The sequence below is a fragment of the Campylobacter sp. 2014D-0216 genome (assembly GCF_014931215.1).
Lineage (GTDB): Bacteria > Campylobacterota > Campylobacteria > Campylobacterales > Campylobacteraceae > Campylobacter_D.
This window is the reverse complement of the sequence record NZ_CP063089.1, coordinates 356,251-382,085: the sequence shown is the minus strand read 5'-3', so window position 1 is coordinate 382,085 and position 25,835 is coordinate 356,251. Positions and strand designations below refer to the sequence as shown.

General features: G+C 32.2%; 23 protein-coding genes and 1 tRNA gene. 4 read left to right on the top strand and 20 right to left on the bottom strand.

What is annotated here, in order from left to right:
* Nucleotides 1–98: 98 nt before the first annotated feature.
* The 7 genes from A0083_RS01995 to A0083_RS01965 form a co-directional block, all read right to left on the bottom strand.
* Nucleotides 99–761 (bottom strand): sulfite exporter TauE/SafE family protein, encoded by a 663-nt coding sequence (locus tag A0083_RS01995; protein WP_197553835.1) that lies wholly within the window; start codon nucleotides 759–761, stop codon nucleotides 99–101.
* Nucleotides 758–1,876 (bottom strand): glutamine-hydrolyzing carbamoyl-phosphate synthase small subunit, encoded by a 1,119-nt coding sequence (gene carA, locus A0083_RS01990; RefSeq protein WP_120759665.1) that lies wholly within the window; start codon nucleotides 1,874–1,876, stop codon nucleotides 758–760. Before carA ends, A0083_RS01995 begins: the two co-directional genes overlap by 4 nt.
* Nucleotides 1,873–2,424 carry a DUF507 family protein gene (locus A0083_RS01985; RefSeq protein ID WP_120759667.1) on the bottom strand — a complete coding sequence of 184 codons (552 nt, stop codon included), beginning with the start codon at nucleotides 2,422–2,424 and terminating at the stop codon, nucleotides 1,873–1,875. The genes carA and A0083_RS01985 overlap by 4 nt, the downstream gene beginning before the upstream one ends.
* Nucleotides 2,425–2,485: 61 nt before the next feature.
* A complete protein-coding gene (locus tag A0083_RS01980; RefSeq protein WP_120759668.1) occupies nucleotides 2,486–3,001 on the bottom strand; it encodes a MotE family protein in 516 nt (171 codons plus the stop codon).
* On the bottom strand, nucleotides 2,998–3,420 hold the full coding sequence (locus A0083_RS01975; RefSeq protein WP_197553832.1) for a flagellar FliJ family protein: 423 nt from the start codon (nucleotides 3,418–3,420) through the stop codon (nucleotides 2,998–3,000). Before A0083_RS01975 ends, A0083_RS01980 begins: the two co-directional genes overlap by 4 nt.
* The gene (locus tag A0083_RS01970; RefSeq protein WP_197553829.1) at nucleotides 3,417–4,667 is read right to left on the bottom strand and encodes an adenylosuccinate synthase; all 1,251 of its coding nucleotides are present in this window, start codon (nucleotides 4,665–4,667) and stop codon (nucleotides 3,417–3,419) included. Before A0083_RS01970 ends, A0083_RS01975 begins: the two co-directional genes overlap by 4 nt.
* A 25-nt stretch (nucleotides 4,668–4,692) precedes the next feature.
* A tRNA-Sec gene (locus A0083_RS01965) sits at nucleotides 4,693–4,790 on the bottom strand.
* 165 nt (nucleotides 4,791–4,955) lie between these two features.
* Between A0083_RS01965 and yedE the strand changes: the two genes are divergently transcribed.
* A complete protein-coding gene (yedE, locus tag A0083_RS01960; RefSeq protein ID WP_120759674.1) occupies nucleotides 4,956–6,167 on the top strand; it encodes a selenium metabolism membrane protein YedE/FdhT in 1,212 nt (403 codons plus the stop codon).
* On the top strand, nucleotides 6,164–6,391 hold the full coding sequence (yedF, locus tag A0083_RS01955; protein WP_120759676.1) for a sulfurtransferase-like selenium metabolism protein YedF: 228 nt from the start codon (nucleotides 6,164–6,166) through the stop codon (nucleotides 6,389–6,391). The genes yedE and yedF (A0083_RS01955) overlap by 4 nt, the downstream gene beginning before the upstream one ends.
* 16 nt (nucleotides 6,392–6,407) lie before the next feature.
* On the opposite strand, the gene A0083_RS01950 is transcribed toward yedF (A0083_RS01955), so the two are convergent.
* Nucleotides 6,408–7,535 (bottom strand): mandelate racemase/muconate lactonizing enzyme family protein, encoded by a 1,128-nt coding sequence (locus A0083_RS01950; RefSeq protein ID WP_197553826.1) that lies wholly within the window; start codon nucleotides 7,533–7,535, stop codon nucleotides 6,408–6,410.
* Complete coding sequence (locus A0083_RS01945; protein ID WP_197553823.1) at nucleotides 7,516–9,033, bottom strand: BCCT family transporter; 1,518 nt, start codon at nucleotides 9,031–9,033, stop codon at nucleotides 7,516–7,518. The genes A0083_RS01950 and A0083_RS01945 overlap by 20 nt, the downstream gene beginning before the upstream one ends.
* 253 nt (nucleotides 9,034–9,286) lie before the next feature.
* Here A0083_RS01945 and A0083_RS01940 point away from each other — a divergent pair, with 253 nt between their 5' ends.
* Nucleotides 9,287–10,159 carry a formimidoylglutamase gene (locus A0083_RS01940; RefSeq protein WP_197553820.1) on the top strand — a complete coding sequence of 291 codons (873 nt, stop codon included), beginning with the start codon at nucleotides 9,287–9,289 and terminating at the stop codon, nucleotides 10,157–10,159.
* Entirely contained in the window at nucleotides 10,156–11,346 is a 1,191-nt protein-coding gene (gene gltS, locus A0083_RS01935; protein ID WP_197553817.1) for a sodium/glutamate symporter, read from the top strand. The genes A0083_RS01940 and gltS overlap by 4 nt, the downstream gene beginning before the upstream one ends.
* A gap of 28 nt (nucleotides 11,347–11,374) precedes the next feature.
* Here the strand turns inward: gltS and putP are convergent, their stop codons facing one another.
* The 11 genes from putP to nspC form a co-directional block, all read right to left on the bottom strand.
* The gene (gene putP, locus A0083_RS01930; RefSeq protein ID WP_120759685.1) at nucleotides 11,375–12,856 is read right to left on the bottom strand and encodes a sodium/proline symporter PutP; all 1,482 of its coding nucleotides are present in this window, start codon (nucleotides 12,854–12,856) and stop codon (nucleotides 11,375–11,377) included.
* A 12-nt stretch (nucleotides 12,857–12,868) separates the two neighbouring features.
* Nucleotides 12,869–16,366: a bifunctional proline dehydrogenase/L-glutamate gamma-semialdehyde dehydrogenase gene (locus A0083_RS01925; RefSeq protein ID WP_197553814.1), complete on the bottom strand. Its 3,498-nt coding sequence runs from the start codon at nucleotides 16,364–16,366 to the stop codon at nucleotides 12,869–12,871.
* A 139-nt stretch (nucleotides 16,367–16,505) separates the two neighbouring features.
* A complete protein-coding gene (selD, locus tag A0083_RS01920) occupies nucleotides 16,506–17,537 on the bottom strand; it encodes a selenide, water dikinase SelD (RefSeq protein ID WP_120759689.1) in 1,032 nt (343 codons plus the stop codon).
* The gene (gene yedF, locus A0083_RS01915; RefSeq protein WP_197553811.1) at nucleotides 17,534–18,112 is read right to left on the bottom strand and encodes a sulfurtransferase-like selenium metabolism protein YedF; all 579 of its coding nucleotides are present in this window, start codon (nucleotides 18,110–18,112) and stop codon (nucleotides 17,534–17,536) included. Before yedF (A0083_RS01915) ends, selD begins: the two co-directional genes overlap by 4 nt.
* A gap of 48 nt (nucleotides 18,113–18,160) precedes the next feature.
* A complete protein-coding gene (locus tag A0083_RS01910; RefSeq protein WP_120759693.1) occupies nucleotides 18,161–18,886 on the bottom strand; it encodes a winged helix-turn-helix domain-containing protein in 726 nt (241 codons plus the stop codon).
* A 53-nt stretch (nucleotides 18,887–18,939) separates the two neighbouring features.
* Nucleotides 18,940–19,509, bottom strand: a complete 570-nt coding sequence (gene fdh3B, locus A0083_RS01905; protein ID WP_012661101.1) for a formate dehydrogenase FDH3 subunit beta — start codon at nucleotides 19,507–19,509, stop codon at nucleotides 18,940–18,942.
* A gap of 10 nt (nucleotides 19,510–19,519) precedes the next feature.
* Nucleotides 19,520–22,342, bottom strand: a complete 2,823-nt coding sequence (locus A0083_RS01900; RefSeq protein ID WP_120759695.1) for a formate dehydrogenase subunit alpha — start codon at nucleotides 22,340–22,342, stop codon at nucleotides 19,520–19,522.
* A gap of 15 nt (nucleotides 22,343–22,357) precedes the next feature.
* On the bottom strand, nucleotides 22,358–22,561 hold the full coding sequence (locus tag A0083_RS01890; RefSeq protein WP_012661099.1) for a twin-arginine translocation signal domain-containing protein: 204 nt from the start codon (nucleotides 22,559–22,561) through the stop codon (nucleotides 22,358–22,360).
* 175 nt (nucleotides 22,562–22,736) lie between these two features.
* Nucleotides 22,737–23,417, bottom strand: coding sequence for a TorD/DmsD family molecular chaperone (locus A0083_RS01885; protein WP_197553808.1), 681 nt, complete (start codon nucleotides 23,415–23,417; stop codon nucleotides 22,737–22,739).
* A gap of 62 nt (nucleotides 23,418–23,479) precedes the next feature.
* Complete coding sequence (locus A0083_RS01880; protein ID WP_120759699.1) at nucleotides 23,480–24,409, bottom strand: formate dehydrogenase subunit gamma; 930 nt, start codon at nucleotides 24,407–24,409, stop codon at nucleotides 23,480–23,482.
* A 126-nt stretch (nucleotides 24,410–24,535) separates the two neighbouring features.
* Nucleotides 24,536–25,699, bottom strand: coding sequence for a carboxynorspermidine decarboxylase (gene nspC, locus A0083_RS01875; protein WP_120759701.1), 1,164 nt, complete (start codon nucleotides 25,697–25,699; stop codon nucleotides 24,536–24,538).
* Between the last annotated feature and the right edge of the window lie 136 nt (nucleotides 25,700–25,835).

Sequence of the window (25,835 nt, the reverse complement as noted above, 5' to 3'; positions counted from 1 at the left end):
CCTTAAGTTTTTTTCTGCAATATGCAATCATTATATTATACGACATTTAATATCTTTTTTAGCTTAAAAAAATTTATTATAAACTAATTGTAAATAAATTATCTTGTAAAGATAAATCCCAAATAAGAAAAATACAAGCCATAGCACAAAATCAACCCGTATGAAGCTAAACTAGCAAGCTTTTGAAACCTTTCATTTACAATTTTAGAAAAATAAGAAAAAAACATAAGTGCTGGTAAAGTAGATAATCCAAAAATCAACATGACCAATGCTGATAAATACAAATCTTGTGTACTCATACCAAAAGCGATATAAAAATACACCAAGCCACAAGGCACAAAACCATTTAAAAAACCAAGCAACAGAGTGCTTGCGAATGATTTTTTTTGAATAAGTTTAGAAATATTTTTTTTAATCAAACTATCAAAAATAAGTGACTTTTCTAAAAATGCTAAAAGCTTTCCTTTAAAAATCAAAGCCAAAGCAAGTAAGATCATAAAATTACCGATTATAAAATACATGATCCCTTTTAAAAATTCACTTGGTGCGATTAAACTTCCAAACAATGCAAAAAGCACACCCAAACATACATAAGCTAAAATTCTTGAAATATGATAAGAAAAGATCAAAAGAAAAAAAGGAAGTTTAATTTGCTTTGAAAGTTGAGTATAAGCCAAAACAAAACCTCCGCACATTCCATAACAATGTCCAAAGCTTGAAAGAAAAGCTATACTCGCCAAAGCAAAAAAATCTAAATTCACAAAAGCTCTAAAAATTCTTTAAAGATATATTTGCTCTCATGTGGACCCGAAGAGCTTTCAGGGTGATGTTGTACTGAAATGATAGGATAATTTTTGTATTTTACACCTTCTACATTATCACCAAACAAATTTCTATGAGTAATAATAGCAACCTCTGCAATTTCCTCAGGAACATTATAGTTGTGGTTTTGAGCTGTAATTTCTACAGTGTTATTGGTTAGATTAATCACTGGGTGATTTGCCCCATGCTGACCAAATTTCATTTTATATGTTTCATAGCCAAAGGCATTGCTTAGAAGCTGATGCCCCAAACAAATACCAAGCATAGGAATTTTCGCTTCGGCTAATTTTCTAATCTCTGCAATTTCCTCTTGTAAAATTTTTGGCTCACCTGGACCATTTGACAAAAATACTCCATGAATACCACCTTTTTGATATAAATCAATCAAATCTTTTGCTTTGGTATTGTATGGAAAGACTTCTACTTCTAAACCAACACTAACAAGCTCATTTAAGATGTTTTCCTTTACTCCATAGTCTAGTACAGCTATTTTTTTACCACATGACTTTACCTCTTCATAACTTTTTTTGTTATGATCCCATGCGCCTTTGGTATGTTGATATTTAGCTTTAGTACTAACTTGAGCTACATAATTAACCTCATCAATCTTAGCACTTGATAAAAGCATTTTTTTAAGCTCTTCTTTGTCTTTGATTTCTGTAGATACAACTGCTCTTAAATTTCCATGATCTCTAATCATTTTGACTAAAAATCTTGTATCAACTTCACAAAGTCCTATTTTTCCATGTTTTTTTAGATAAGCACTCAAAGAATCATTTGCTCTAAAATTTGAATAATCTTCGTTTAATTCTCTTATAATCATTCCACTAGCAAAAACTTCTTTGCTTTCATTATCTTCATCATTAACACCTACCACACCGATCTCTGGCATTGAAAAAACCACAAATTGTCCTGCATAAGAAGGATCTGACAGTATTTCTTGATAACCCGTTAAAGAAGTGTTAAAAACAAGTTCTCCAAAAAAAGTTCCACTTTCTCCAAAAGCTTTAGCACTTAAAAAAACATCATTTTCTATATAAATATATGCTTTCATAAAAGTCCTTTTTTTCTAAGCTCTTCTTGATAAAGTTTTTCAAACACCAACTCATACTCCTCAGAACCTGGGATTAATTTTCTTTTGTAATTTGAAATTTTTTCATATACTAAATCTTCTAATTTTTCATACTCTCTTAAATAAGACATAATACTTGAAAAAATTAAATTTTTTACACGATTTTCTGATACATTGTAGTTGATTAAATCCTCATCAACCAAATTTTCTAAAATTTTATGAGAAAGGTTGTTGTATCGATCTTCGCTATCAAGTATAAATTTAAACTCATTAGCTAATTTTTTCTTGATCATCCAAAACATACTTTTTCTGTCAATTTGCATAAACTCAATCTCATCTTCTTGGCTTTCTAGAAGCTCTTTTGCTTTTTCATCTAGCTTACGCTCATTCAAAACATCTATTTCTATAATCTCTTTTGCAACTTTTAAAAGTTTTTGGCTATCATCTTTGATTTTTACAAAAGAAGAATGCATTAAATCAAGTATAATTTTATTTGCTATATAAGGTATGTGAGCTGGTTTGATACGCATTTATCCACCTTTTTATTTTTATTGAAATAATACTAAAAAAAAGGTAAAAACTGCTTAAAACTTATTGTGAACTTGCATTTTGATCTAAATTTTTCAAAAGCAAGGTTAAATCTGAAGCTTTTTTAGGATCCATCTTAGCCATAATAGATGAAATTTTTCTAGGATCTAGTGAAAGTAAAATTCTTGATGCCTCATCTGGCTCCATCTCGCTTAATATCCCAGCAACTGCTACATCTTTCATTTTTGCGTAAATTTCTGTAATACGACCCATAGTTTTATCATTAATTACTTGAAGATTTTTCTTTGTTGCTTCTAAAATACGCTCATTTTGTTCTTTTAAAGTTTTTATTTGTTCTAAACTTGCATTAATATCTGCTTCTTTTTGCACTAAAGCTTGCATTTTTTCTTTTTGTAAAGCTTCAAAAGAAGCCTTATAAGCTTCTAAACCTTGTCTAGCTTCATCGTATTCTCTGATTTGTTCTTGCATTTGCTCTTTTCTAGCTTCAAAATACTGCTCACAACTTTGTTGAGCATGCAAAACCCCTATAAAAACAAATAAATATATTATCTTTTTCATAATTTGTCCTTATTAAAATGTCTTGTTATAGCAAGTTCATCGATAAATTTTTCTTCTTCTTTTTGTAAAGCTTTTTGGATCTTTTTTAACTCTTCATTTTCTAATACTTTGATTTTTTCAAATTCCAAATGTGCTCTTTTGTATAAATGCTGATGATGCGCAAATTCTTTTTTGGTTAAATCTAATTTTTGTTTTATTCTTTGCTTACCTTCTCTTGCGATTTCTTGCATTTTCAAAGAAGATCGCAAAAGTGCCACCGAACCTTTATCGGCTAAAGTTAAGCTTTCACAAGTTCTTGAAGCTTCTTTAAGTTCTTCTTCGCATCGCAAAAGCTTTTGTCTTGTTTTAGTTAAATTTGCTTCTGCTTTGTCAAGCTGTTGCTTTCTAAGCTTAATCACAGAAGAGTATTTGCTTTTCATAAAATGATAGTATCATCTCTTTCAGGACTTGTAGAAATATAACCCACTTTTACTCCACTTAGCTCCTCTAAGCGTTTGATGTATTTTTTAGCATTTTCAGGCAATAAATCATAGTCTCTAATTCCTGCAACTTTATCCCAGCCTTCCATTACCTCATAAATAGGCTTAACATTTTCTAAATCACATGGAACATAATCTATCTCTTGCCCCTTATACTCGTATGCTCTACAAATTTTTACACTATCAAAACCATCTAGTACATCTAGCTTCATCAACGATAACGAATCTAAACCATTTAATCTTGCAGTGTATTTTACCGCAACCGCATCAAACCAACCACATCTTCTTTTTCTACCTGTGCTTACGCCGATTTCTTTACCAATAAGTCCTATTTTTTCACCATCTTCGCCTAAATCTTCACTTGGAAAAGCACCATTTCCTACTCTTGTTGTATAAGCTTTTACTATACCTATAACCTTACCTATTTCTTTTGGATTTAAACCCAAACCACTTAAGGCCCCAGCTGAAATAGTCGTAGAACTTGTAACATAAGGATAAGTCCCATGATCAATATCAAGCATTGATCCTTGTGCACCTTCTAAAAGTACTTTTTTATCCTCATCCAAAGCCTTCCAAAGCATTCTCGTTGTATCTGTGATATAAGGAGCTAGTATTTCTTTAAAACGTTTTAAATCTTTTAAAATTTCATCATAACTAGGCATTGCAATACCCAATGCATCAAAATATGTTTTTTTAAGCTCAAAATCTTTCATTAAGTTTTCGCAAAGTTTTTCAGGCTCTAACAACTCCCCTACTCTATGTCCATTACGACTTATTTTATCTTCATAGCTTGGCCCTATACCTTTGCCAGTTGTTCCTATAGCTTTATCGCCTTTAAGTCTTTCTCTTGCTTGATCAATCAAAGCATGGTGATTTAAATTCAAATGCGCCCTATCGCTTATAAATAATCTTCCTTCTAAATTTTCAAATTGGGCCATTTCGCTAATTAACACATCAGGATTAACTACAACGCCATTCCCTATGACATTAATACACTGTTTATTTAAAACACCTGATGGCATTAAATGTAAAGCATATCTTATACCATCAACCCATATAGTGTGACCTGCATTATGTCCACCTGCACTTCTGCAAACATAGTCATAATTTTCACATAGTTTATCAACTATCTTACCTTTACCTTCATCACCCCATTGGATTCCAACGACAATATCTGCTTTACTCATAACAACTCCATTTTGACTTAAAATTTGGCGAGAAGGTGAGAGAATCGAACTCCCCAAAAAGTAGTCAACTACCCTTTCATCTGATTTGAAGTCAGTGGCCATCACCAGATATGCTAACCTTCCAAAAGCGTATTATATCTTAATATTTTTAATTAAAACAAAAACTAAACACTCAAAATCTCATTCCACTCTTACAACGGTGGTTTTATTTTTTTATCAAATTTCTTAGCTATAATACATACTTTATTTAGTGTCAAGTTTTGACAATTACAGTACAATGGATATCTTATGCAATCTTTCAAACAATATTTTCTTATTAATTTTTGGGATAATTCTAAAGGTATGATTATACTTGGAATTATAAGCGCTGTTTATTTTGGAATTTTTGGTAGTGTTTGGGCTGTTACAGGAGAGATGACACGCTGGGGTGGAGAACTTTTAGAGCTTTTTGGTATGGATTTAAGCACTTATTCTTACTATCAAAAGCAAAATTTAAACGGAACTCCCTTGACAAGAATTGATGGCATTATGCTAATAGGCATGCTTATAGGCTGTTTAGTAGCTGCATTTTTAGCAAACAAATTCAAATGGCGTCTTCCAGCAAGTAAAATTCGAATTTTTCAAGCTATAGTGGGTGGAATTTTATCTGGTTTTGGCGCAAGACTTGCATTTGGTTGCAACTTGGCGAATTTTTTTACGGGTTTACCTTATTTTTCTTTACATACTTGGGTTTTTACTTTTTTTATGATTTTAGGAATTTTTACAGCGGTTAAAGTATGCAATTTATCTTTCTTTAAGCCAAAAGCCAAACTAGAACGCGTATGTAAAGAATATCATAAACAAAAAACATATGATAACCGCGCAAAGATTTATTTTTATATAGGAATGCTTATATTCATCTTGTTTGTATATTATGTTATCTTCATGACACCTATACAAGATATTCATCTAAATGACAAAAAAAGCTTTCTTCCTTTAGCACTTATTTTTGGCTTTGTTTTTGGTTTTGTGATTTCAAGAGCACAAATTTGTTTTACTTCTTGCTTTAGAGATTTATTTTTATTTGGAAGAGATAATGCCATCAAAGGAGCTTTAATCGCAATGATAGTAGCTTGCTTGATTGTTTTTGCTTTTATCCTACAAGGTCATACTAGTAAAGTTGTAGAAATTTCTCCTGCACTGATGTTGGGATCTTTTTTATTTGGCTTTGGGATAGTTTTTGCAGGTGGATGCGAATGCGGTTGGATGTATAGAGCATGTGAGGGACAAAGCCATTTTATGATAGTTGGTATCGCAAATATCATTGGAACCATGATACTTGCTTTAAACTACGATCATTTTCCTAAAGCGCTTACAGAAGGCATTAAAGTTCATCTTTTAAATGATTTTGGTTATTTTAATGGACTTTTGATCAATCTCGCTTTGTTTGCAATTTTATTTTTACTCATTTTGCAATATAAAAAATTCTTCTTTTTACAATACAACAAAGGGAAAAAATGATCATTCACTATAGTTTAAATTTAGAAGGTGAGGCATGTCCATATCCTGCCATAGCAACTCTTGAAGCATTAAAAGAGCTAAAATCAGGAGAGATTTTAGAAATCTTATGTGATTGCCCACAAAGTATTAATTCTATACCTCATGATGCAACAAATCGTGGTTTTAAAGTTTTAGAAATTGATCAAAACGGCCCTAGTTTAAAATTTTTAATTCAAAAACCATAAAAGATTTGAGTTAAACTCAAATCTTAATATCAATGCGATATTGTTTTATCAACTCTTCATTTAGCTCTACTCCTATACCCACAACATCTTCAATTGCTATAATTCCATCTTTACAAGGAATTAAATTTTTCACCAAATGCGTGTAAAGTGCACTTGTAGATTGGGAGTATTCAATCAAATCGCAATGCTTGCTACTTGCTAAAAATTGCACTGTAGCAGCAAGTAAAATTCCCGTAGAAAAACCATGCGGAACTAAATCACAACCATATTTTAAAGATAATTTTTCAACCTCAACCATAGTATCAAATCCCCCGCACCTTGTAATATCTGGCTGGACTATAGAAACTTTTGATTTTTTTATAAAATTTTCAAATTCATTTTGCGTGTAAAAACCTTCTCCGCCTGTAATTTTACAAGGTAAATGCTCACTAAGTCTTGCATAATCACAAACATTATTCATACCCACAGGTTCTTCTATCCACTCTAGATTATACTCTTTAATATCCAAAAATCTTTCTCTTGCATAAGAAAAATTTTTCCAAAGCCCAACCAAATCAATACTAAGCTTAACCTCATCTCCAACTGTTTCTCTTATACCTTGTATAATCTCTTTATCACTTAACGCATTACTTCCAAAACCAGCACCACCAAATTTCAGTAGCTTAAATCCTTCACTTTTTAGATGCTTAGCCTTAACCGCATTTGCTTTTAAATCTTGGCTTGGAATAAAAGTAGCATAAGCATTTAAGTAGTCTTTTCTTTTTCCACCAAGCAAAACAGCCACACTAACACCATAAATCTTTCCTAGTAAGTCATACAATGCGATATTAATGGCACTTAATGCACAAATTAGCGCTCCACTATATCCATAATATGCACTTCCTTCAAGTAAATCATCCATAATCTTCTTGATATTTCTTGGATCTTGCCCTAATAAAATTTCGCTTAAATTTCTACAAGATCCATGCGTACTAGGCTGCTCAAACATCATTTTTAACACTGCAGCAGCACTATCACTCTCCCCAATTCCATAAAGATTATTATCAGTATGAATTTTTAAAATAAATGCATCTTCACCCCATTCACAAGGCTCATTAAAAGGTTTTACTCTCAACCATATAGGTTCAACTTTTACAATTTTCATTTTTTATCCTTTTTATCCATTGAATAAGTCCATAAAAACTAATCGCTAGTATAATCAAAAACGGCGCAGCGCTTAAAACCACTGCTACTTTTAAAGTATTTAAATCTGCCTTGATGTAAAGCATTACCAAAGGAATCAACCCAAGCATAATACACCAAAAAACTTTTAGATATTTACTAGGATTTTCACTATTGATTTTAGTGCTTACACAAGAAATCGTAAAAGCAGTTGCATCCATATGCGAGGCTAAAAAAATCATCATAATCAAAAAATAAAAAAGAGCAAAAATACTTCCAAAAGGCAGTGTTTTAATCAACGCCACCACCCCTGCTTCACCTGCATTAGAGCTAATAAAACCAGGAACATCTAAAATTCCACTTTGAAAAACATCTATTGCATAAGAACTTAAAACTCCAAAGAAAAACCAAGTTCCAATGCATCCACCTACAATTAATCCAAAAATTACTTGGCGAATGGTTCTTCCTTTAGAAATTTTAGTTACGAAAATACTCACAGCAGGAGTATAGGTGATCCAATAAAGCCAGTAAAAAACTGTCCAATCTGCATTAAAACTACTTGCACCTGTGATATCATTATATAAACTCATAGAAACATAATTACTAAAAAACACTCCTATACTATTTATGATATTATTCAATATAAAGACACTATCGCCTAAAATAAATACCAATATCGCAAATACAAAACACAATACACAAGAAATTTTAGCAAGTATTGCCATACCCCGTGAAAGCCCTACAAAACTTGAAAAAGTAAACACAGCTGTAATACTAGCAAGAAGTATAAATTTTAAATAAAAATCATCACTAACACCAAAAATTCCAGAAATTCCCGCACTAATAGTTATAATAGACAAAGTAGTAGTAAGCACAAGCCCACCAAAAGTGCTAAATAAAAACACAACATCAATGATTTTATCAAGTACTGCACTTTGCTTAATATGTAAAATATTTGCTATCAAGCTTGAAATTTTAAGATTTTTATTTTTTAAAATATAAAAATGAAAACACATTGCTATAGAACTTAAAGCATACACAGACCAAGGAGTAATCCCCCAATGCAAATAAACAAAAGAGGTTGCACTTCTTAAAGCTTCTGCTGATTGTGGTGTAATGTTTAAACCAGGTGCTAAATAATAATACGCCCACTCCATAAATGCCCAATACATAGTAGCAGAACCAAGACCTGCACAAATAAACATAAAAATCCAAGCTGTATTGGAGTAAGGATTTTTCCCATCGCCTAACTTAATATTACCTATTTTAGAAAAAGCCAAGTAAATTACAAATACCACACAAATAAACTCAAAAAGCTGCACAAAAGATCCAAAAGTATGAGTTAGTTTACTAAAAAGAAAATTTGCTACTTCTAAAGCTTTACTAGGATTTGCAAGCAATATAGCGATCACTAAAAACACGGCCAAAATAGATGTGATGATTAAAAATAAATCATAAGTTCTTTGATTATTTTTTTGCATGATTCTCCTTTTGGTTGTAAATTATATATATGGTAATTCCTTATCTTAAAAGCAAACTTAAAACTTTTTTTGACTCTATGTAAAACAAAAGCTGATTTTAAAGGCCTACCAAACATTTATTGTTACCAAAAGAATATTTAATAAAAAAATCAATGCTACCAAAATACACAAAAATACATACAAGTTTTTTAAAAAACAAATATATTTAAAAATTAGTCCTATATTAAAATAAACAAGCAAGAAAGGAGGATATATGTGGAAAGGTAGAAATGATGGCAATGAGTTAATACATCAAAGATTATTTAAGTGTTTAAACTCTCAATCTAACAACAAATTGCTAGGTTTTTGCTCCTCGCTAGGTGTAGAAAGAAATCATGGCAGGATTGGAAGTGAATTAGCTCCAAAAATCATAAGAAAAAATATGGCAAATTTTGCCGTTCATGATGATTTTAACTTTGATGATTTGGGGGATATTGAAGGTTTTGACTGTCTTGAACTAGGCGATGATATGCTTTATAATAAGTGTTTAGAAATTTTACACAACCAACATTATGGCGTGATTTTAGGCGGTGGACATGAAACTTCTTTAGCGCCTATAAAAGCACTTTTAGATTATAAAAAGCAAGTAGGAGTTATCAACTTTGATGCACATTTTGATGTAAGAAAACAAAATTTACACACTTCAGGAAATTCTTTTTATAAAGCCTATGAATATGCAAAAGAAAATAATTATCATTTTTCCTATCTTTGTTTGGGTGCAAGTCAGCTATCCAATACAAAAGCACTTTTTCAAACCATGAAAAATATGCAAGCAGATTATATACTAGATCATGAATTTGAAAATTCTATAAAAGCTATAAAAGAGTTCTTAAAACAAAATGAAGTGATTTATCTCACAATAGACATGGATGTATTTTCACAAAGTATAGCACCTGCAGTAAGTGCTCCTGCTGTTTTTGGTATAAGTTTAAAAGAAATTTTACAACCACTGAAAGTAATTTTTGAAAGTAAAAAAGTTTTTCTAGCAGATATTTGTGAATTTAACCCTCACTTTGATATAGACAACCACACAGCAAAAGTTGCTGCGTATTTGGCATATTTACTACTAAGAAAGGATGTTGTATGAGTTTTGATAGTTTAAGTGTATTGGCTATTAGCATTGGGGTTTTATTGTTTGGAATGTATCTAAAAAAACATCTTTTAATTTTAGAAAAATTTTGCATTCCTGCGCCGGTTATAGGTGGCTTTTTAGTAAGTTTGCTTATTTGGTTTTTGAGTTTTGCTAACATAGAAGTTAAATTTGATACAAGTTTACAAATACCATTAATGGTAGCTTTTTTTACCGTGATAGGACTAAGCGGTAGTTTTAAGCTTTTAAAAATAGGTGGAAAAATTCTCTTGATCTATCTTGGGTGTTGTTGGTTTATGGCTTTAATGCAAAATTTTATTGGTATTTCTATGATGAGTTTGTTTGATTTAAACAAATTATATGGAATTTTATGCGGTGCTGTTTCTTTAGAAGGAGGTCATGGAAATGCCATAGCTTTTGGAAGTATGGTTGAAGAAATAAGCGATCTTAATAATGCCAAGGTTTTAGCAATAGCAGCAGCTACTTTTGGCTTGATTTCTGGCTCCTTACTTGGAGGCCCTGTGGCAAAATACCTCATCAGTAAACACCAACTAACCATCACAACCAATCAAGATATCAAAGATGTTGATCCTTTAAAACATGAATTTCGTATTGCTAGTTATAAAGATTTTTTAAAATCATTATTTTTGATCTTATGTATTATGTGCGTTGGGTTTTTCTTAAGCTCAAAATTTACACAATATAGCGGCTATTCTTTACCAAGTTATGTTGGTGCTATGCTTATTGCAATTATCATCAGAAATATCAATGATGTTTTTAATCTTTTCAAGCTAAATCAATACACCATAGACACTATAAGTGAACTTAGCCTTGGTATCTTTTTAACTATGGCTATGATGAGTTTAAAAATAAACGAACTTAGTACCGTTGCTATGCCTCTTTTTATCACTTTACTTGTACAGGTTTTAGCTTTATTGCTTTTTGCGGTTTTTGTAGTTTTTAGATTATGCGGGAAAAATTACGACAGTGCAATTATGTGTGCAGGATTGATGGGGCATGGTTTAGGTGCTACACCAAATGCGGTAGCAAATATGAATGCTGTTTGCTCTAGATACAATCTAGTTTCTAGACAAGCTTTTTTGATTGTTCCATTATGTGGTGCGGTTTTAATTGACATCGTTGCGATACCTTTAAATACTTATTTGATTAATCTTTTTTCATAAAGTATTCTCGCAAAATGCGAGAATACCATTAAAGATGTTTTAACATTGTTTCATAAGCTGCTTTAGTTCCTGGGCGTACCTTTGTGAATAAACTCACTAAGATAATCACAATAGAAGCAGCTAAAAATCCTGGGATAATTTCATAAATAGGAAAATCAAGCCACTCTGCTAAGAAATTTTTATATACCACTACCACAACTGCACCGGTAATCATACCTGCAATCGCAGCATATCTAGTCATTCTTGACCAAAACAAAGAAAAGACCATAACAGAACCAAAGCTTGCACCAAAACCCGCCCAAGCATAAGCTACTATACTCAATACACTTGAATTTTTATCTGTAGAGATGATAAAAGCTATCACAGCAACAGCCAAAACCCCAAATCTACCTAGATTCATTACAGTTTTATTTGATGCTTCTTTATTGAAAATTCTTTTATAAAAATCCTCTGCTATGGTTGAACTTGAAACAAGTAATTGCGAACTTGCTGTACTCATAATAGCTGCTAAAATAGCACTAAGTAAAATACCTGCTATCCAAGGATTAAAAAGCAATTGTGACATCACTATGAAAATCTTTTCAGGGTCTTGCAAACTAAGTTCAAACTTACTTACATAAGCTATGCCTAAAATACCTATAAAACAAGCCCCAAGCAAAGAAATAACCATCCAAGAAATTCCCACAAAAGTTGCAGTCGGAATATCTTTAGTTGATCTTATCGACATAAAGCGTACTAAAATATGAGGTTGACCAAAATATCCAAGCCCCCATGAAAGTGCTGATATAATTCCTAAAAAGCTTAACCCCTCACCCATAGAAAAGGTGTTTGGTTTGATTTGTCTTACTATATTCATAGCTTCTTCAATACCACCTAAATGATAAACCATCACAATAGGCACCACAATCAAAGCACCCATCATCAACAAACCTTGAATCAAATCCGTCCAGCAAACTGCTTTATATCCACCTAAAAATGTATATGCTACTATAATCACAGTTCCTGTAGTAAGTGCGTAATCATACTGAATTCCAAAGGTTGCTTCAAAAAGCTTTGCTCCTCCTACAAGTCCTGAAGAAACATAAAAGGTAAAAAACACCAAAATAACAATCGCACAAACCACCCTTAATATATGCTTATCATCATCAAATCTTGTTTCAAAATAATCAGGAATTGTAATAGAATTTGCAATCACACTTGTATAAATTCTAAGTCTTTTTGCCACAAAAGCCCAATTTAAAAAAGCCCCTATGCTAAGTCCTATTGCCACATAACTATCTGCCAATCCACTTACATATAAAGCCCCTGGCAAACCCATTAAAAGCCAACCACTCATATCAGAAGCTCCAGCACTCAGTGCTGAAACTACCGGCCCCATGGAACGACCACCTAAGAAATAATCTTCTGAATTTTTATTTTGCTTATAAAAATAAAATCCAATAAAAAGCATTAATGCTGAATACGCGACAAACATAATCGCAATTTGCGTATTAATGTGTACAACCTCCATTTTTTCTCCTTTTTATTTTAAAGCACGAATGCCTAAATTTCCATAGCGGTGGAAAGATATACTTAGAGCTTTTTCATTGTGATATAAAAGCAACTCAAAACGACCATTTATCAAAGGTTTAGCATTAGCGATGATTTTTGCACAACTAGCAGCTTTTATGAAAATTGCATCATTTACATCTTGAGGCCCAAAATAACGAATTCTTTCATAATTAGCCATTTTACTAATGAAATTTTCTCTACTTTCTTTAAGAAATAAAGTTTTTGAGCTGATTTTTTGATTAATCTTTTGCACAAGATCTATTTTTTCATGTTCATCATAACTAAAAATAAGATCAATATTTAACACACTTGCTGCTAAAATCACCCCTAGCATATCTTTTAAACTGTCATCTTTATACACCCTATAGGCAATATTTTTTACTTTTGTATATGAGAAAAGATTATCCTCTCCTCTTATATTCACATAGTCTTTTACGCTTGCAAATTCATGTTTTGCATGATAAACATAACTTTTAGCCATAGCTTTGATGATTTCAAAATCTGCTTTGTCTTTTTCATTTAAATCAAGACTTAATGCGTTTATCTTTGAAACCAACTCATTTTCTAACACATTTTGATCAGCTTGACTTTGCTCTATATCCATAAACTGCGTAATATAGTTGTAAATTCCAACCTTTCTACCAAAACCAATAGCTGATTTTTTTATACCACCAAAAGGTTGTCTAAGAACTATAGCACCTGTTGTTGGTTTGTTAATATAAATATTTCCCGCTTCTATATGAGTGTGAAAATACTCCCATTCTCTCTCATCCAAACTCTCAAATCCCGCCGTAAGGCCATAACCAGTTGAATTAACTATCTCAATAGCTTCTTTTAAATCTTTTGCTTTCATTACAGTTAAAATTGGCGCAAAAAGTTCATTCATATGTGTGAAATCACCTTTTTTGGTTCCATATTTAATCCCCGGAGTTAAAAGACAAGGATTATCATCTATAAATTTAGGTTTTAAAGCCCAACTTTCATATGGAGCTAACTCATCTAACGCTTTTTGTAGTTTCACATCTGGTTTATCTGCTAAAGCACCGAGTTTATTTTTAAATACAAAAGGATTCCCTACTGCCATAGATCTAGCAGCATCGACTAAAGTCTTTTTAAACTCTTCATCATTATAAACTTCTTCTTCTAAAACAAGCAGTGAAGTTGCAGAACATTTTTGACCCGAATTTGAAAATGCTGAATGAATGATGTTTTTAATCGCGCTATCACGATCAGCAAATTTAGAAACAATAGTTGCATTTTTACCACCTGTTTCAGCGCTTAAAAGTAAAGTTGGATTTGCCTTAAGCATTGCATAAGCGGTTTCTTCTCCACCGGTTAATACTGAAAATTTCACGCTTTGATCAATAAGCAAGTATTTTGATATATCACTTCCTTTAGCAGGCAAGAAAATCAAAGCATCTTTTGGAATTCCTGCATCCCAAAAACACTTACAAAGCATATAACCTGTTAGCATTGATAAAGATGATGGTTTATAAATCACTCTATTTCCTGCAGCCAAAGGCGCTGCTATAGTTCCTACTGAAATACCCACCGGAAAATTCCATGGCGCAATCACCACACCTATGCCTTTTGCTTTAAAAGTTGTATTAGGGTTTTGCTCTTTTAGTTTTTCCAAAGAGTGTGGATAAAACTCTAAAAAGTCTATAGCCTCACTCACTTCAGGATCAATTTCTAAGAAAGTTTTTCCTACTTCTAAAGCTGCTATGCCTATCAAATCACCCCTACGGTCTCTAACAAGTTGGGCAGTTTTTGCTAGAATTTTATAAATTTCATCATGACTTAATTCGCTAAAATTTGAACTCTTAGCTACATCTAAAGCGTATTTAATCTCTGCTTGGCCTGCAAGATGTGCTTTACCTATGGTGCGATTATTGATTTTATCTTTTACTTCTATCACTTGTAGTGTTTCATTTTTAATTTCATCTTTAGCAACTGGATAAACATCATAATTTTCTAAATTTTCATATCGAGTGCGTATTGCTTTAGCCCATTCTCTATTAGCTTTTAAGATAAAATCAGTGTCAGCTTCATTTTTAAATTCTTTGCTCTCATAAGAACTTATAGCCTTAACCTCGTTGTTTCTATCTTGAGTTCTATGAGTAGAATTATCTAAACTAGCAACACCCTCTAAAGACTTGATAAATAATTCTTTTTGTTTGTGCCAATTTGTATCATTAATCTTAAGATTGAAAAAATATCGCATGAAGTTATCTTCACTAGTATTTTCATCAAGTCTTCTTACCAAATATGCAATAGCATTATTAAAATGCGCTTCATCACAAACTGGCGCATAAAGTATAAGATCATGCATTTTAGAAAGCTCATAAGAGCATTGTAAGCTCATACCTTCTAGCATTTCAAAAGTAAACGATGATAAAGCTCCAGCTTGTGAAATTCGAGTATAAGCATAAGCTATTTCAAATAAATTGTGACTTGCTATACCTATATTAATGTATTTATAATTATCGCCATCTAGTACAAAATCAAGTATTTTTTTATAGTTACTATCAGTGTCGATTTTTTTATAAAAAGTAGGAAGTGCCCAACCTCTTTGCGAAGCTATGGTTTCTTCACTTTCCATATTTGCTCCTTTTACAAAGCGGATTTTTATAGGCTTCATACCCTTTAAAACCCTCTCTTTTGAAAAAGCAAAAAGTTTTTTCAAATACTCATAAGAATCAGGCAAATAAGCTTGCAAAACAATCCCAGCTTTAATATCGTATTTTGAAACACTTTCCATGAAAGCTTCTACTGTTAGCTCTAAATCTCTAAATTCTTCCATATCAAGGTTGATAAATTTAGATACACCTTGCTTTTTTTCTTCTTCTAAAGCTAATGCGTATAATTTGTCTAATCTTTTTACAATCTCATCTTTAGAGTATTCAAAGTCAATGATATTGATTTGAGAAAAAATAGTAGTAATCTTAATAGATATATAGGTAATATAACTAGTTTTTAAAGCTTCTTCGTATTTTTTCATTCTAAAAGCACTCTCGGCTTCACCTAAAACTTCTTCGCCGATTAAATTAACATTTAAAGTAATTTTATCTTCATCTTTTCTTTTACGCATATGAGGTTCTAAAACGCTAGGATTTGCATCTAAAACCATCGCTTTAGTATCTTCTCTTAAATGCTTGATGAAAAATGGCACACTAAGTGTTGGGGCAAATTTTCCAAAATTTAAAAATGAAAAAAGTAAAAATTTTTCAAAAGCACTGAAAAAATCTGCTATACCATATTTATTTAAAGTGTGTTCTATCAGCTCAAAACTAGCACTTTTGTCTTTACATCTAAAAGAACGATCTAAAAGTTCGATCAACATTACTTTGTTTTTAGGGTTATTTAAAAGTTTTTGCATTTTTGCGTGAAATTCTTTTTCACTTTGAGAGATATTACTTTCTATCTTTCTTTGTAATTCTTCAGCTAATTGCAAAGATTTTTGTACCATTCTTTCCTCCATTTGTTAGTTAACATAATTCTATGATACAAAAATACTCAAAAAATCTTTCGCTTATTTATAAATAATTTAATTATAAGTGTAAAAAAGTAACAATTATAAACAAAAAAATGATTTTTAAAATAAAATATTAGCGTAATAATAAATAATTATGGGTATTTTTTACACACTGTGCGATAATTTTTGCTGTTATACCGTGGTCTTTCAAGATTTTTAAAGCTTCATTGGCGTCTTTTTCACTCATAGCAGCCAAAAGTCCTCCTGAAGTTTGAGGATCAAAGTAAACGATATCCTCATCTTTTTCTTGTGAATTATCTACCCAGGTTTTTAAACTCTCTTTGTTTTTATAAGCACCTTCTGGGATAATACCCATATTTGCCATTGGCAAAACTCCTTCCATAAGTGGAATTTCGCTTTTGTATATTTTTATCATAATGGTTTTATTAAGCATTTCTTTTAAATGCCCTAAAAGCCCAAAACCTGTCACATCGCTCAAAGCACTAAGGCTTTTAAATTCTTTTAAAATACGACTTGCATATACATTTAAAAAACTCATATGCTCTACTGCTTTTAAAATCTTCTCATCTTCCAATAAACCAGCCTTTATAGCAGTGCTAATGATACCACTGCCCAAAGGCTTAGTTAACAAGATCACATCGCCATCTTTTGCACCGTTATTGGCTATAAATTTTTTCGGATGCACTACCCCTGTTACACTTAAGCCAAAAATGAATTCATGATTTTCTATGGTGTGTCCACCTACTAATACCGCACCAGCTTCTTCAACCTTAGCTCTTGCACCTTCTAACACTTCCAACAATACATCATTGCTAAAATGACAAGTATCAAAACCTACAATATTTAAAGCATTAATCACTTCTGCACCCATGGCAAATACATCGCTTAAAGCATTTGCAGCAGCAATTGCGCCAAAATGATATGCACTATCTACCACAGGCGTGATAAAATCAAGTGTTTGAACTAATGCAAGCTCATCATTTAGTTTATAAATACTTGCATCTTCGTTATTAACAATACCACTTAAAACATTTTCATGCGGTTTTAGTATGCTAAGAATTTTGTCAAGACCCAACGAGTCTATTTTAGCAGCTCAACCTGCAGCTTTTACATATTGTGTTAGTTTTTGATTTTTATATATCATAAAGATATAATCTTTGCCTTTCCAAAAAGTTCATTTAAAATTTCATAGGCATTACCTATTTTCCCTATTTTTAGTGCATTGCTTTTACCAAAAAATTCTAAACATGCTCCACAGCTATAAATTTCAACCCCTAAATTCTCAAGTTCTCTCATCGCTTCAAATGCCAAATGCGAACTATCTACATTAATCAAAACACTTTCATTTACACATAAAATTTTTTGAGGTCTATTGGGTAAATCTTTTAGCGTTTTTAAAAAGCCTTGCATTAAATTTTTACCCAACTCTCCCTCGCCTACTTTATCACTTTTTAAAAATAAAACATTATATTCTTGAATACTCTCATCTTGTCCTTGTGTTAGCTCAAAACCATTCGCAACGCAAATAATACTCTCATCATTTAAATCTTTAACATCAAAATCCAAATTTAAAGATTTTAAAAATCTCATTACATTTTCTTTAGAAGCTTGCGAATTTAAAAGAATTTCTAAATTTTCATTTTCTTTTAGCTCTTCTAAGGCTTTTTTTGTTTCTATTACAGGGCGTGGGCACGCTAAATCTCTACAATCAATTTTCATTTTTTTACCTTTTTTACTAATAATATATTTTTATAACTTGTATTCAAATTAAGTTTTGTCTTTTTCTTGATTTTTCTTAAAAAATAGCTCTTTAAATCTTTTATTGGTATATTCTTCTACATCTTGTTGTAAAATCTTAAAATTTTGGATCAACTCATATGCCCTTGGAGTAAGTCTACTACCAGCCTCACTTCCTCTTCCTTTTTTTGCAATGAGTAATTCCTCTTTCATATTTTTTTCTAAATCCTGTATATAAAGCCATGCTTTTTTATAGTTAATCCCTAATTGTTTAGCTGCTTGAGAAATACTCCCACACTCTCCCACTAGCTCCAAAATATCTGTTTTGCCTTTACCAAAGAGCAATTCTCCATCTGGATTTTCTATCCATATTTTACTTTTGATATGAAATTTTTTTCCTTTTTTTTCTTCAAAACACCCAAGTTCGCAGTATTTTACATCAATTTTATATGTTTTTAGTGTGGCTCTAACATCAGCTATATTGAAATTTCTAGCACACTCTAAAGCATCTTTGCAAGATATTTTGCGTTTTTGGTCTAGTTTTGCTTCTAAGCATTCTAAAATTTCACTCTTAGCGATATTTTTATCAAGCTTTCCAAACTGCCCTAGCTCACAATCTGAAATTTTTACATTTAAATCTTTAATCGTATTTTGAAAATCTTCTTTAGGATAGCACTTTAAAAGCTCTAATGCTTTTTTGCAAGAAAGTTTATTGTTATCAAGATTTTTTTGAATTTGCAAAGTGAGTTCTTCCATGAATTAACCTTGAATAAGAAGTAGTAAAAAAGGGTGATTATACACCCTTTTTATTATTTTGCATCAAGTCCTAAATTTTGTCCTTTAAGCATTACTCTTTTTCTATACATTGCACTTACTTCAGCTGCATCACCAACTAAAAGTGCATTGGTAGAACAAACCGCAGCACACATAGGTACTTTACCTTCTGCTATACGGTTTTGTCCATAGAGTTCTCTTTCTTCATGAGAGTTTGTAGGCTCTGGACCACCTGCACACATCGTACATTTATCCATCTCTCCTTTAATACCAAATGCACCATCTCTTGGGAACTGTGGCGCACCAAAAGGACAAGCATAAAGACAATACCCACAACCTATGCAGGTTTTTTTATCATGTAAAACAATACCATCAGCTCTAATATAAAAGCATTTAACAGGACAAACTTGTTCACATGGTGCATCAGTACAGTGCTGACAAGCAAGAGTTGTCGAAAACTCTTTGCCTTCTATACCCTCATTTAAAGTGATAACCTTTCTTCTGTTGATCCCCACTGGTACTTCATGCGCACTTGAGCAAGCTACTTGGCAAGCAAAGCAAGAAATACAACGATTATTATCTACATAAAATTTCATTCTAGCCATGACTTACCCCTTACGCTTTCTCAAGTCTGCAAAGTCCTGCGTTAAATTCAGAAATTTGCGTGTTAATATCAAAACCATAGTTTGTAACTGTATTAGAACTTTCACCTATGGTATAAGGTTTAGTACCTTCTGGATAGTTATAACTTAAATCCACACCTTGCATAATACCTGCAAAGTTATAAGGTAAGCAAATTCTATCCGGTGTTACAGAGTGATTATGCACACATTTAACTTTGATCTTAGTACCTTGTGGTGAATGGATCCACATCATATCTCCATCATTTATGCCGTATTTTAAAGCAAGTTCTGGGTGTACATTTGCAAACATTTCAGGAGTAATTGCTGCAAGATATTTACTTGTTCTTTCAAGCATACCCGCACCACTTAAATTCACCAAACGCATACTTGAGATAATGGTTGGGAATTCTTTACTCCAGTCTTTCTTTTGTTGTTCGCTAATAAATTTACTTTCAACCCTAAAGTTTTTCGCTTGATCACCCCAAGTAGGATATTTTTTAACCAAATCCCAGCGTGGTGAATGTAAAGGTTCTCTATGTAGTGGGATTGGATCGGCAAATTCCCAAACCTTCATTCTAGCTCTTGCATTACCTAAACAACAAGCACTTTTTTCTCTACATTTTTCTAAGATGATACCTGAAATGTCTGTACTCCAGCTAGCACCCATTAATTCTTTTTCACTATCACTTAATTTGATATTGAATACTTTTTCGATATTTTCTTTAGTAATTTGTGGATATCCACCTTTTACCTTACAACCTTTTGGTGTAAAGCTATCATCTGCAAGCTGAGAATGCCCATCATGCTCCAAACCAAAACGATTTCTAAAGCCCATACCACCTTCTTCGTAAGGAATGTCAGTATTCCACATGATAGAAGTTCCTGGGTGTTGTTTATCCCAACAAGGCCAAGGTAAACCATAGTATTCACCTTTAACATCACCGCCAAGACCTCTTTGCGTATCAGGATCAAAATGCTCCCAATTTTGCTGATGTTTTCTTAAACGTTCAGCAGAAATACCTCTTAAACCTATGCTCAAAAGACCATTACTCATCTCTCTTGTAGCATCATCAGGCCATACAAAATTATCATCATTATCATCTCTTGTTTGTACAAGCTTATGATCTTTTAATTCCATTTTCATACCACGAGTGTATTCTTTATAGAAGCCAAATTTCTTCGCAAATGCAAACATGATCTCTTGATCTTCTTTGCTTTCATAGATTGGTTTTACTACTTGAGAACGCCACTGCATAGCACGGTTAGTTGCTGTTACATAACCTTCTGTTTCAAACTGAGTTGAAGCAGGAATGATATAAATACCATCTGGACGATCTGCTAAAACTGCAACCTCATTAACAAAAGGTTCAGCGATTACGATCATGTCAAGCTTTTTAAGCGCTTCTTGAATTTTTACGGTATGCGCCATAGAAGTGATACCTGTTCCTTGTACCCAAAGCACACGGATTGGAGAATTTGAGTAGGTTTTTTCTTCGTGTAAAACACCTTGCCACCATTTTGCAAGTGAGAAACCTTTTTCATGCATCCATTCTTTGGAATAAAATCTTGAATTTAAGTATTCTCTATCTACATTCCAAAAATTTGAAAAGTGATTCCACGCATCATCACCTAAACCATAATAAGCTGGTAAAGTATCTGCCAAACACCCCATATCAGTAGCACCTTGAACATTATCATGCCCTCTAATGATGTTAGTACCTGCACCAGGCTTACCTATATTACCAAGAACAAGTTGTAAAATAGCCAAAATTCTTGTATTAGAACTACCTACTGAGTGTTGAGTAATGCCCAAAGCCCAAAATAATGTAGCCGGTTTGATTGTAGCTAGCATTTTTGTGATTTTTTCAAGTTGAGCCGCTGGAACACCTGTTACATCTTCAACCACATCTGGTGTCCACTTAGCAGCTTCTGCTTTAATTTCTTCAACACCATAAGTTCTAGTTTTGATTAATTCTTTATCTTCCCAACCATTTTTAAAGATCAAATGAAGCATACCATAAACTAAAGCTATATCTGTACCTGGACGAATTCTCACGTATTCATCAGCATGCACTGCTGTTTTTGTAAATACAGGATCTACAACTACTAATTTAGCATTATTGCGATCTTTAGCTTGCAATAAGTGTTTAAACCCGATAGGATTTGCCACTGCGGTATTTGCACCAAAAATAATCATCATTTTTGAGTGTTTAGTCACATCACCAAAATGATTTGTCATAGCGCCATAACCCCATGTATTCGCCACACCGGCGACTGTTGCGCTGTGTCAAATTCTAGCAACGTGGTCTATATTATTAGTACCCCAAAATGCTGCAAATTTTCTAAAATAATAAGCTTGTTGATTGTTAAACTTTGCCGAACCTAAGAACATAACGCTATCAGGTCCATTTTCTTTACGGATTTCAAGCATTTTATCACCGATTTCGTTGATCGCTTGCTCCCAAGTTAAACGTACCCATTTGCCGTTTTCTTTTTTCATAGGATATTTTATACGCTGTTTTGATTTGGTAAGATCGATTTGATCTATCCCTTTACAGCAGTGTGATCCTTGAGAAATAGGATGTTCTATAGCGTTTTCTTGACGCACCCAAACCCCATCTTGAACTTCAGCCTTAATCCCGCAGCCTGCACTACAGATACTACAGATTGTTCTTACAATCTTTGAATCTGGATAAGGATTTGCTACTTCTTGTTCGCTCGCATTTCTAATAGCTTTGTTATCACTACCAAAAGCTGCACTTCCAAGACCAGCAATACCAGCAAGCTTAAGAAAATTTCTTCTTGCTAATGCCATCTTCTTCCTTTCTTATTAATAAGCTATTTTGTAGTATTTTTCCCAATGCATAGTTTTTTTATAAAGCACTTCTTTTTTAGTGCTTTTTCCCAAAACTACTGTATTTTGCTCTTGGTAATCATCCTTAGCTAAAGCATTTACGCTCGCTCCGGCAACTACCCCTAAAGCACCAATTTTCAAAGATTTTTTAAGAAAATCTCTTCTTTGGTTAGCTTCCATGTTCTCTCCTTTGAAATAAAAGTAAAGAATAACTATAAATACTTATTTTTAAAGTATTTACACACTTAAACATCATAACTTTTGCATATTTTCACTTAAGATTTTATTTAATTTCCGTTTTCATAAAAAGATGATTTTGATAATATGTATTTTGGTAACAAAATACATATTAAAATTATAGCTTGCTTAATTCCTCGATATTAGTTTTGCTAAATTTAGTCGGAAGCCTTGGTTCATAAGGAAGTCTTTGTAGTGCTTCATCTGCGATACTTTTACCTTCTTTTTTTACAGGTGCTTGTACTTCTAAGTAAGCCCTTTCACTCACAAAAAATACTTTCATAATATTGGCAATAGCAATATAAAAATTTGAATTTTTATGAATTTGTAGTTTTTCTATAAATTCATCTACCACAGGGTTGATCACAAAACGAAACAATTGTTGTGCAACTTTTAAGTCATGTTCAATAATACTTGCCATAAAAGCGAATAAAAATCCAAATTCATCTTCGCTTTGTCTGCATTCTTCTTTTTTTCTAAATTTTGTTTTTCTAATGATCTCACAGGCTTGAAGCTTCATTTTACCATCATCTCTACCTTCATCATAAAAGGAAGCACTAATAGGTACATTTACATAAGAAAAATCAAAAAACACGCTGTTTTGCTCTTCTTTAAAGCTTGCAAAATTACACACACACAACTTTTCAAAATCAGGCTTTAAACTTTCATCTAAAGGACTTTGGGCTAAGGCTAAAACTTGCTTATGCCAAATTTCAAATTCTTCTTCATCGATAAAATTAAATGCTTTGGAGAAAAATTCGTAAAAATACTTACGAGAAAGATCGATATCTTGTATCATATAATTTTCCTTGTTATTTTTATCTGATTATAACAAGGAAAATTTAAAAAAATCAAGAGATTTTAAATTTTTGTTTTAGAATCATAAGTAAAAGAAGGATTGATTTGTTTTTTATCGCTTAACTCTTTATACCAATAAGAATGCAAAATATAAACTTCTTCTTCTTCTTTATATCCGCTAATCATCGAGTGAATACTTCCTTTGATCGCAAATACAGCCATATAAATATGAATAGCAAAAAACACTGCACATAAAATTCCCAAAATATTATGAATGATAGCAGAAGCTCTTAAAATATCTATATGAGAAATTCCAAAAATAGACTGCAACGAAGTAGAATTAAAATCAAGGAAAAACATAAAAGCACCCGTAGTGATCATCAAAAAGCCACCAAATACAGCGATATAATACCATGACTTTTGACCAAAGTTAAATTTACCCGCAGGTACAGGTTTTTTCTCTTTGCTTAAATACCCTCCAACTATCATCATCCATTTTAAATCATAACTTGCAGGAAGCATTCTTTTGATCCAGCATAAAAACATAGGAATGATAGAAATGATAAATAAAATCGTTGCGATACCATGTAAATTTTTACATAATCTTACAAAAAATCCTCCGCCAAAGTACGATCCAAAAATCATAATAAGACCCGTTGGCACAAGAATGATCCAAGAGATCGCTGCTACAAAGTGAAACAATCTTTCAAAGACCGAAAAAGCATAAATTTTCTTACCATCATGAGAGAATTTCTTAGGACCAATTACCATATAATGCAATGCAAAAGCCGAGATCACAGCAATGAGTATGATCAAAACAGCACTTGCGATGTATTCACCTTGTAGCTTAGTCCACAAAGCACCAAAATTTTGATAACTTTCTATATTCATCACTCTTTGCACATCCCAAATTTGAGTGTTTTTAACTTCAAAATTTTCTTGAGCAAATAGAAAGCTAAAACAGGCCAAAAGAGCTAGTATAACTCTATGCATAAATACTCCTAAATATTACAAACATTATCGTTGTAGTTTTGTTAAATTTCAGTTTCCGTTTTTATTTTAAAAAAAGTTTTATTTAAAAAACATAAATTTCTAAAAAACTACAAAAAAACTCATTTTTTAGTTTCTTTTTGAATAATTCTCATAGCCAAATTCTCTCACCATGGATAATTTTTCATTTTTATCCAAAAGCATTAAATTTGGAAGTCTTACTCCATTAAATGTAGTATTTTTCACTATAGAATAATGAATTTGATCCAAAAATACAATTTTTTGCCCTATTTTTAACTCTTGATCAAAAGCGTATTCGCCCATGATATCTCCTGCTAAGCAAGTATTGCCACCAAGCAAATAAGCAAATTCATTTTCTTTTAACTCGCTATATTTTTCCCCATCGCGACTTGATAAAATTCTAGCATTTAAAACTTCACTAGTATAAGGCATGATGATAGTATCTGGCATATGAGCTTCACTTGAAGTATCTAAAATAGCTATTTTTTTCTCATTTTCCACGATATCAACAACACTTGCAACTAAAGTCCCACACTGCCAACCTATAGCTTCACCTGGCTCAAGATACACTTGCACTCCGTATTTATCGCTAAATTTTTTACAAAGATCAATCAGCTTTTGCACATCATAACCCGCTTTTGTGATGTGATGTCCCCCGCCAAAGTTAATCCATTTCATATTTTTAATAAATTGTGAAAATTTAGCTTCAAAAGCATTTAACACGAGCTCTAAAGAATGCGCACTTTCTTCACACAAAGCATGAAAATGAAGCCCACTTAAAGCACTTAAGTCTTCATTTTCAAAATCAACTGCGCGAATTCCTAACCTTGAAAATCTACCACAAGGATTATAAAGTTCTTTTGGAGCCACTGAAAGCTCTGGATTACAACGCAAACCAAGAGACTTTTTACTTGCTTTATCTTTAAATTTTTTAAACTGATTAAAAGAATTAAATACAATATGGTGTGAAAGGTTGATGATTTCATCTATTTCATCATCTTTAAAAGCAGGAGAGAAAGTATGAATTTCTTTATCCATGTATTCTTTAGCAAATTTAGCCTCCCAAAGCCCGCTACAAGTACAGCCTGATAAGTACTCGCCCACTATATCCATAGCACCTGAAAACGCAAATCCTTTGAGAGCAAGTAAAACTTTTGCACCACTTTCTTCACTCACTTTAGCCAAAAGTTCACAATTTTTTCTAAGTTTGTCTTCTTCTAAAATATAAGCAGGAGTTTGAAAATTTTTATCTAGATGATTTTGGATTAACATTGTTTTTCCTTAATATAATTAAATTTACACATCAATTTTATATAAAATTATATCTAGTTTTTACAATTTACAATCATTAATCAAACAATAGCTATAATCAAAATCTAAACCCAAAAATTATTTAAGGCAAAATTTA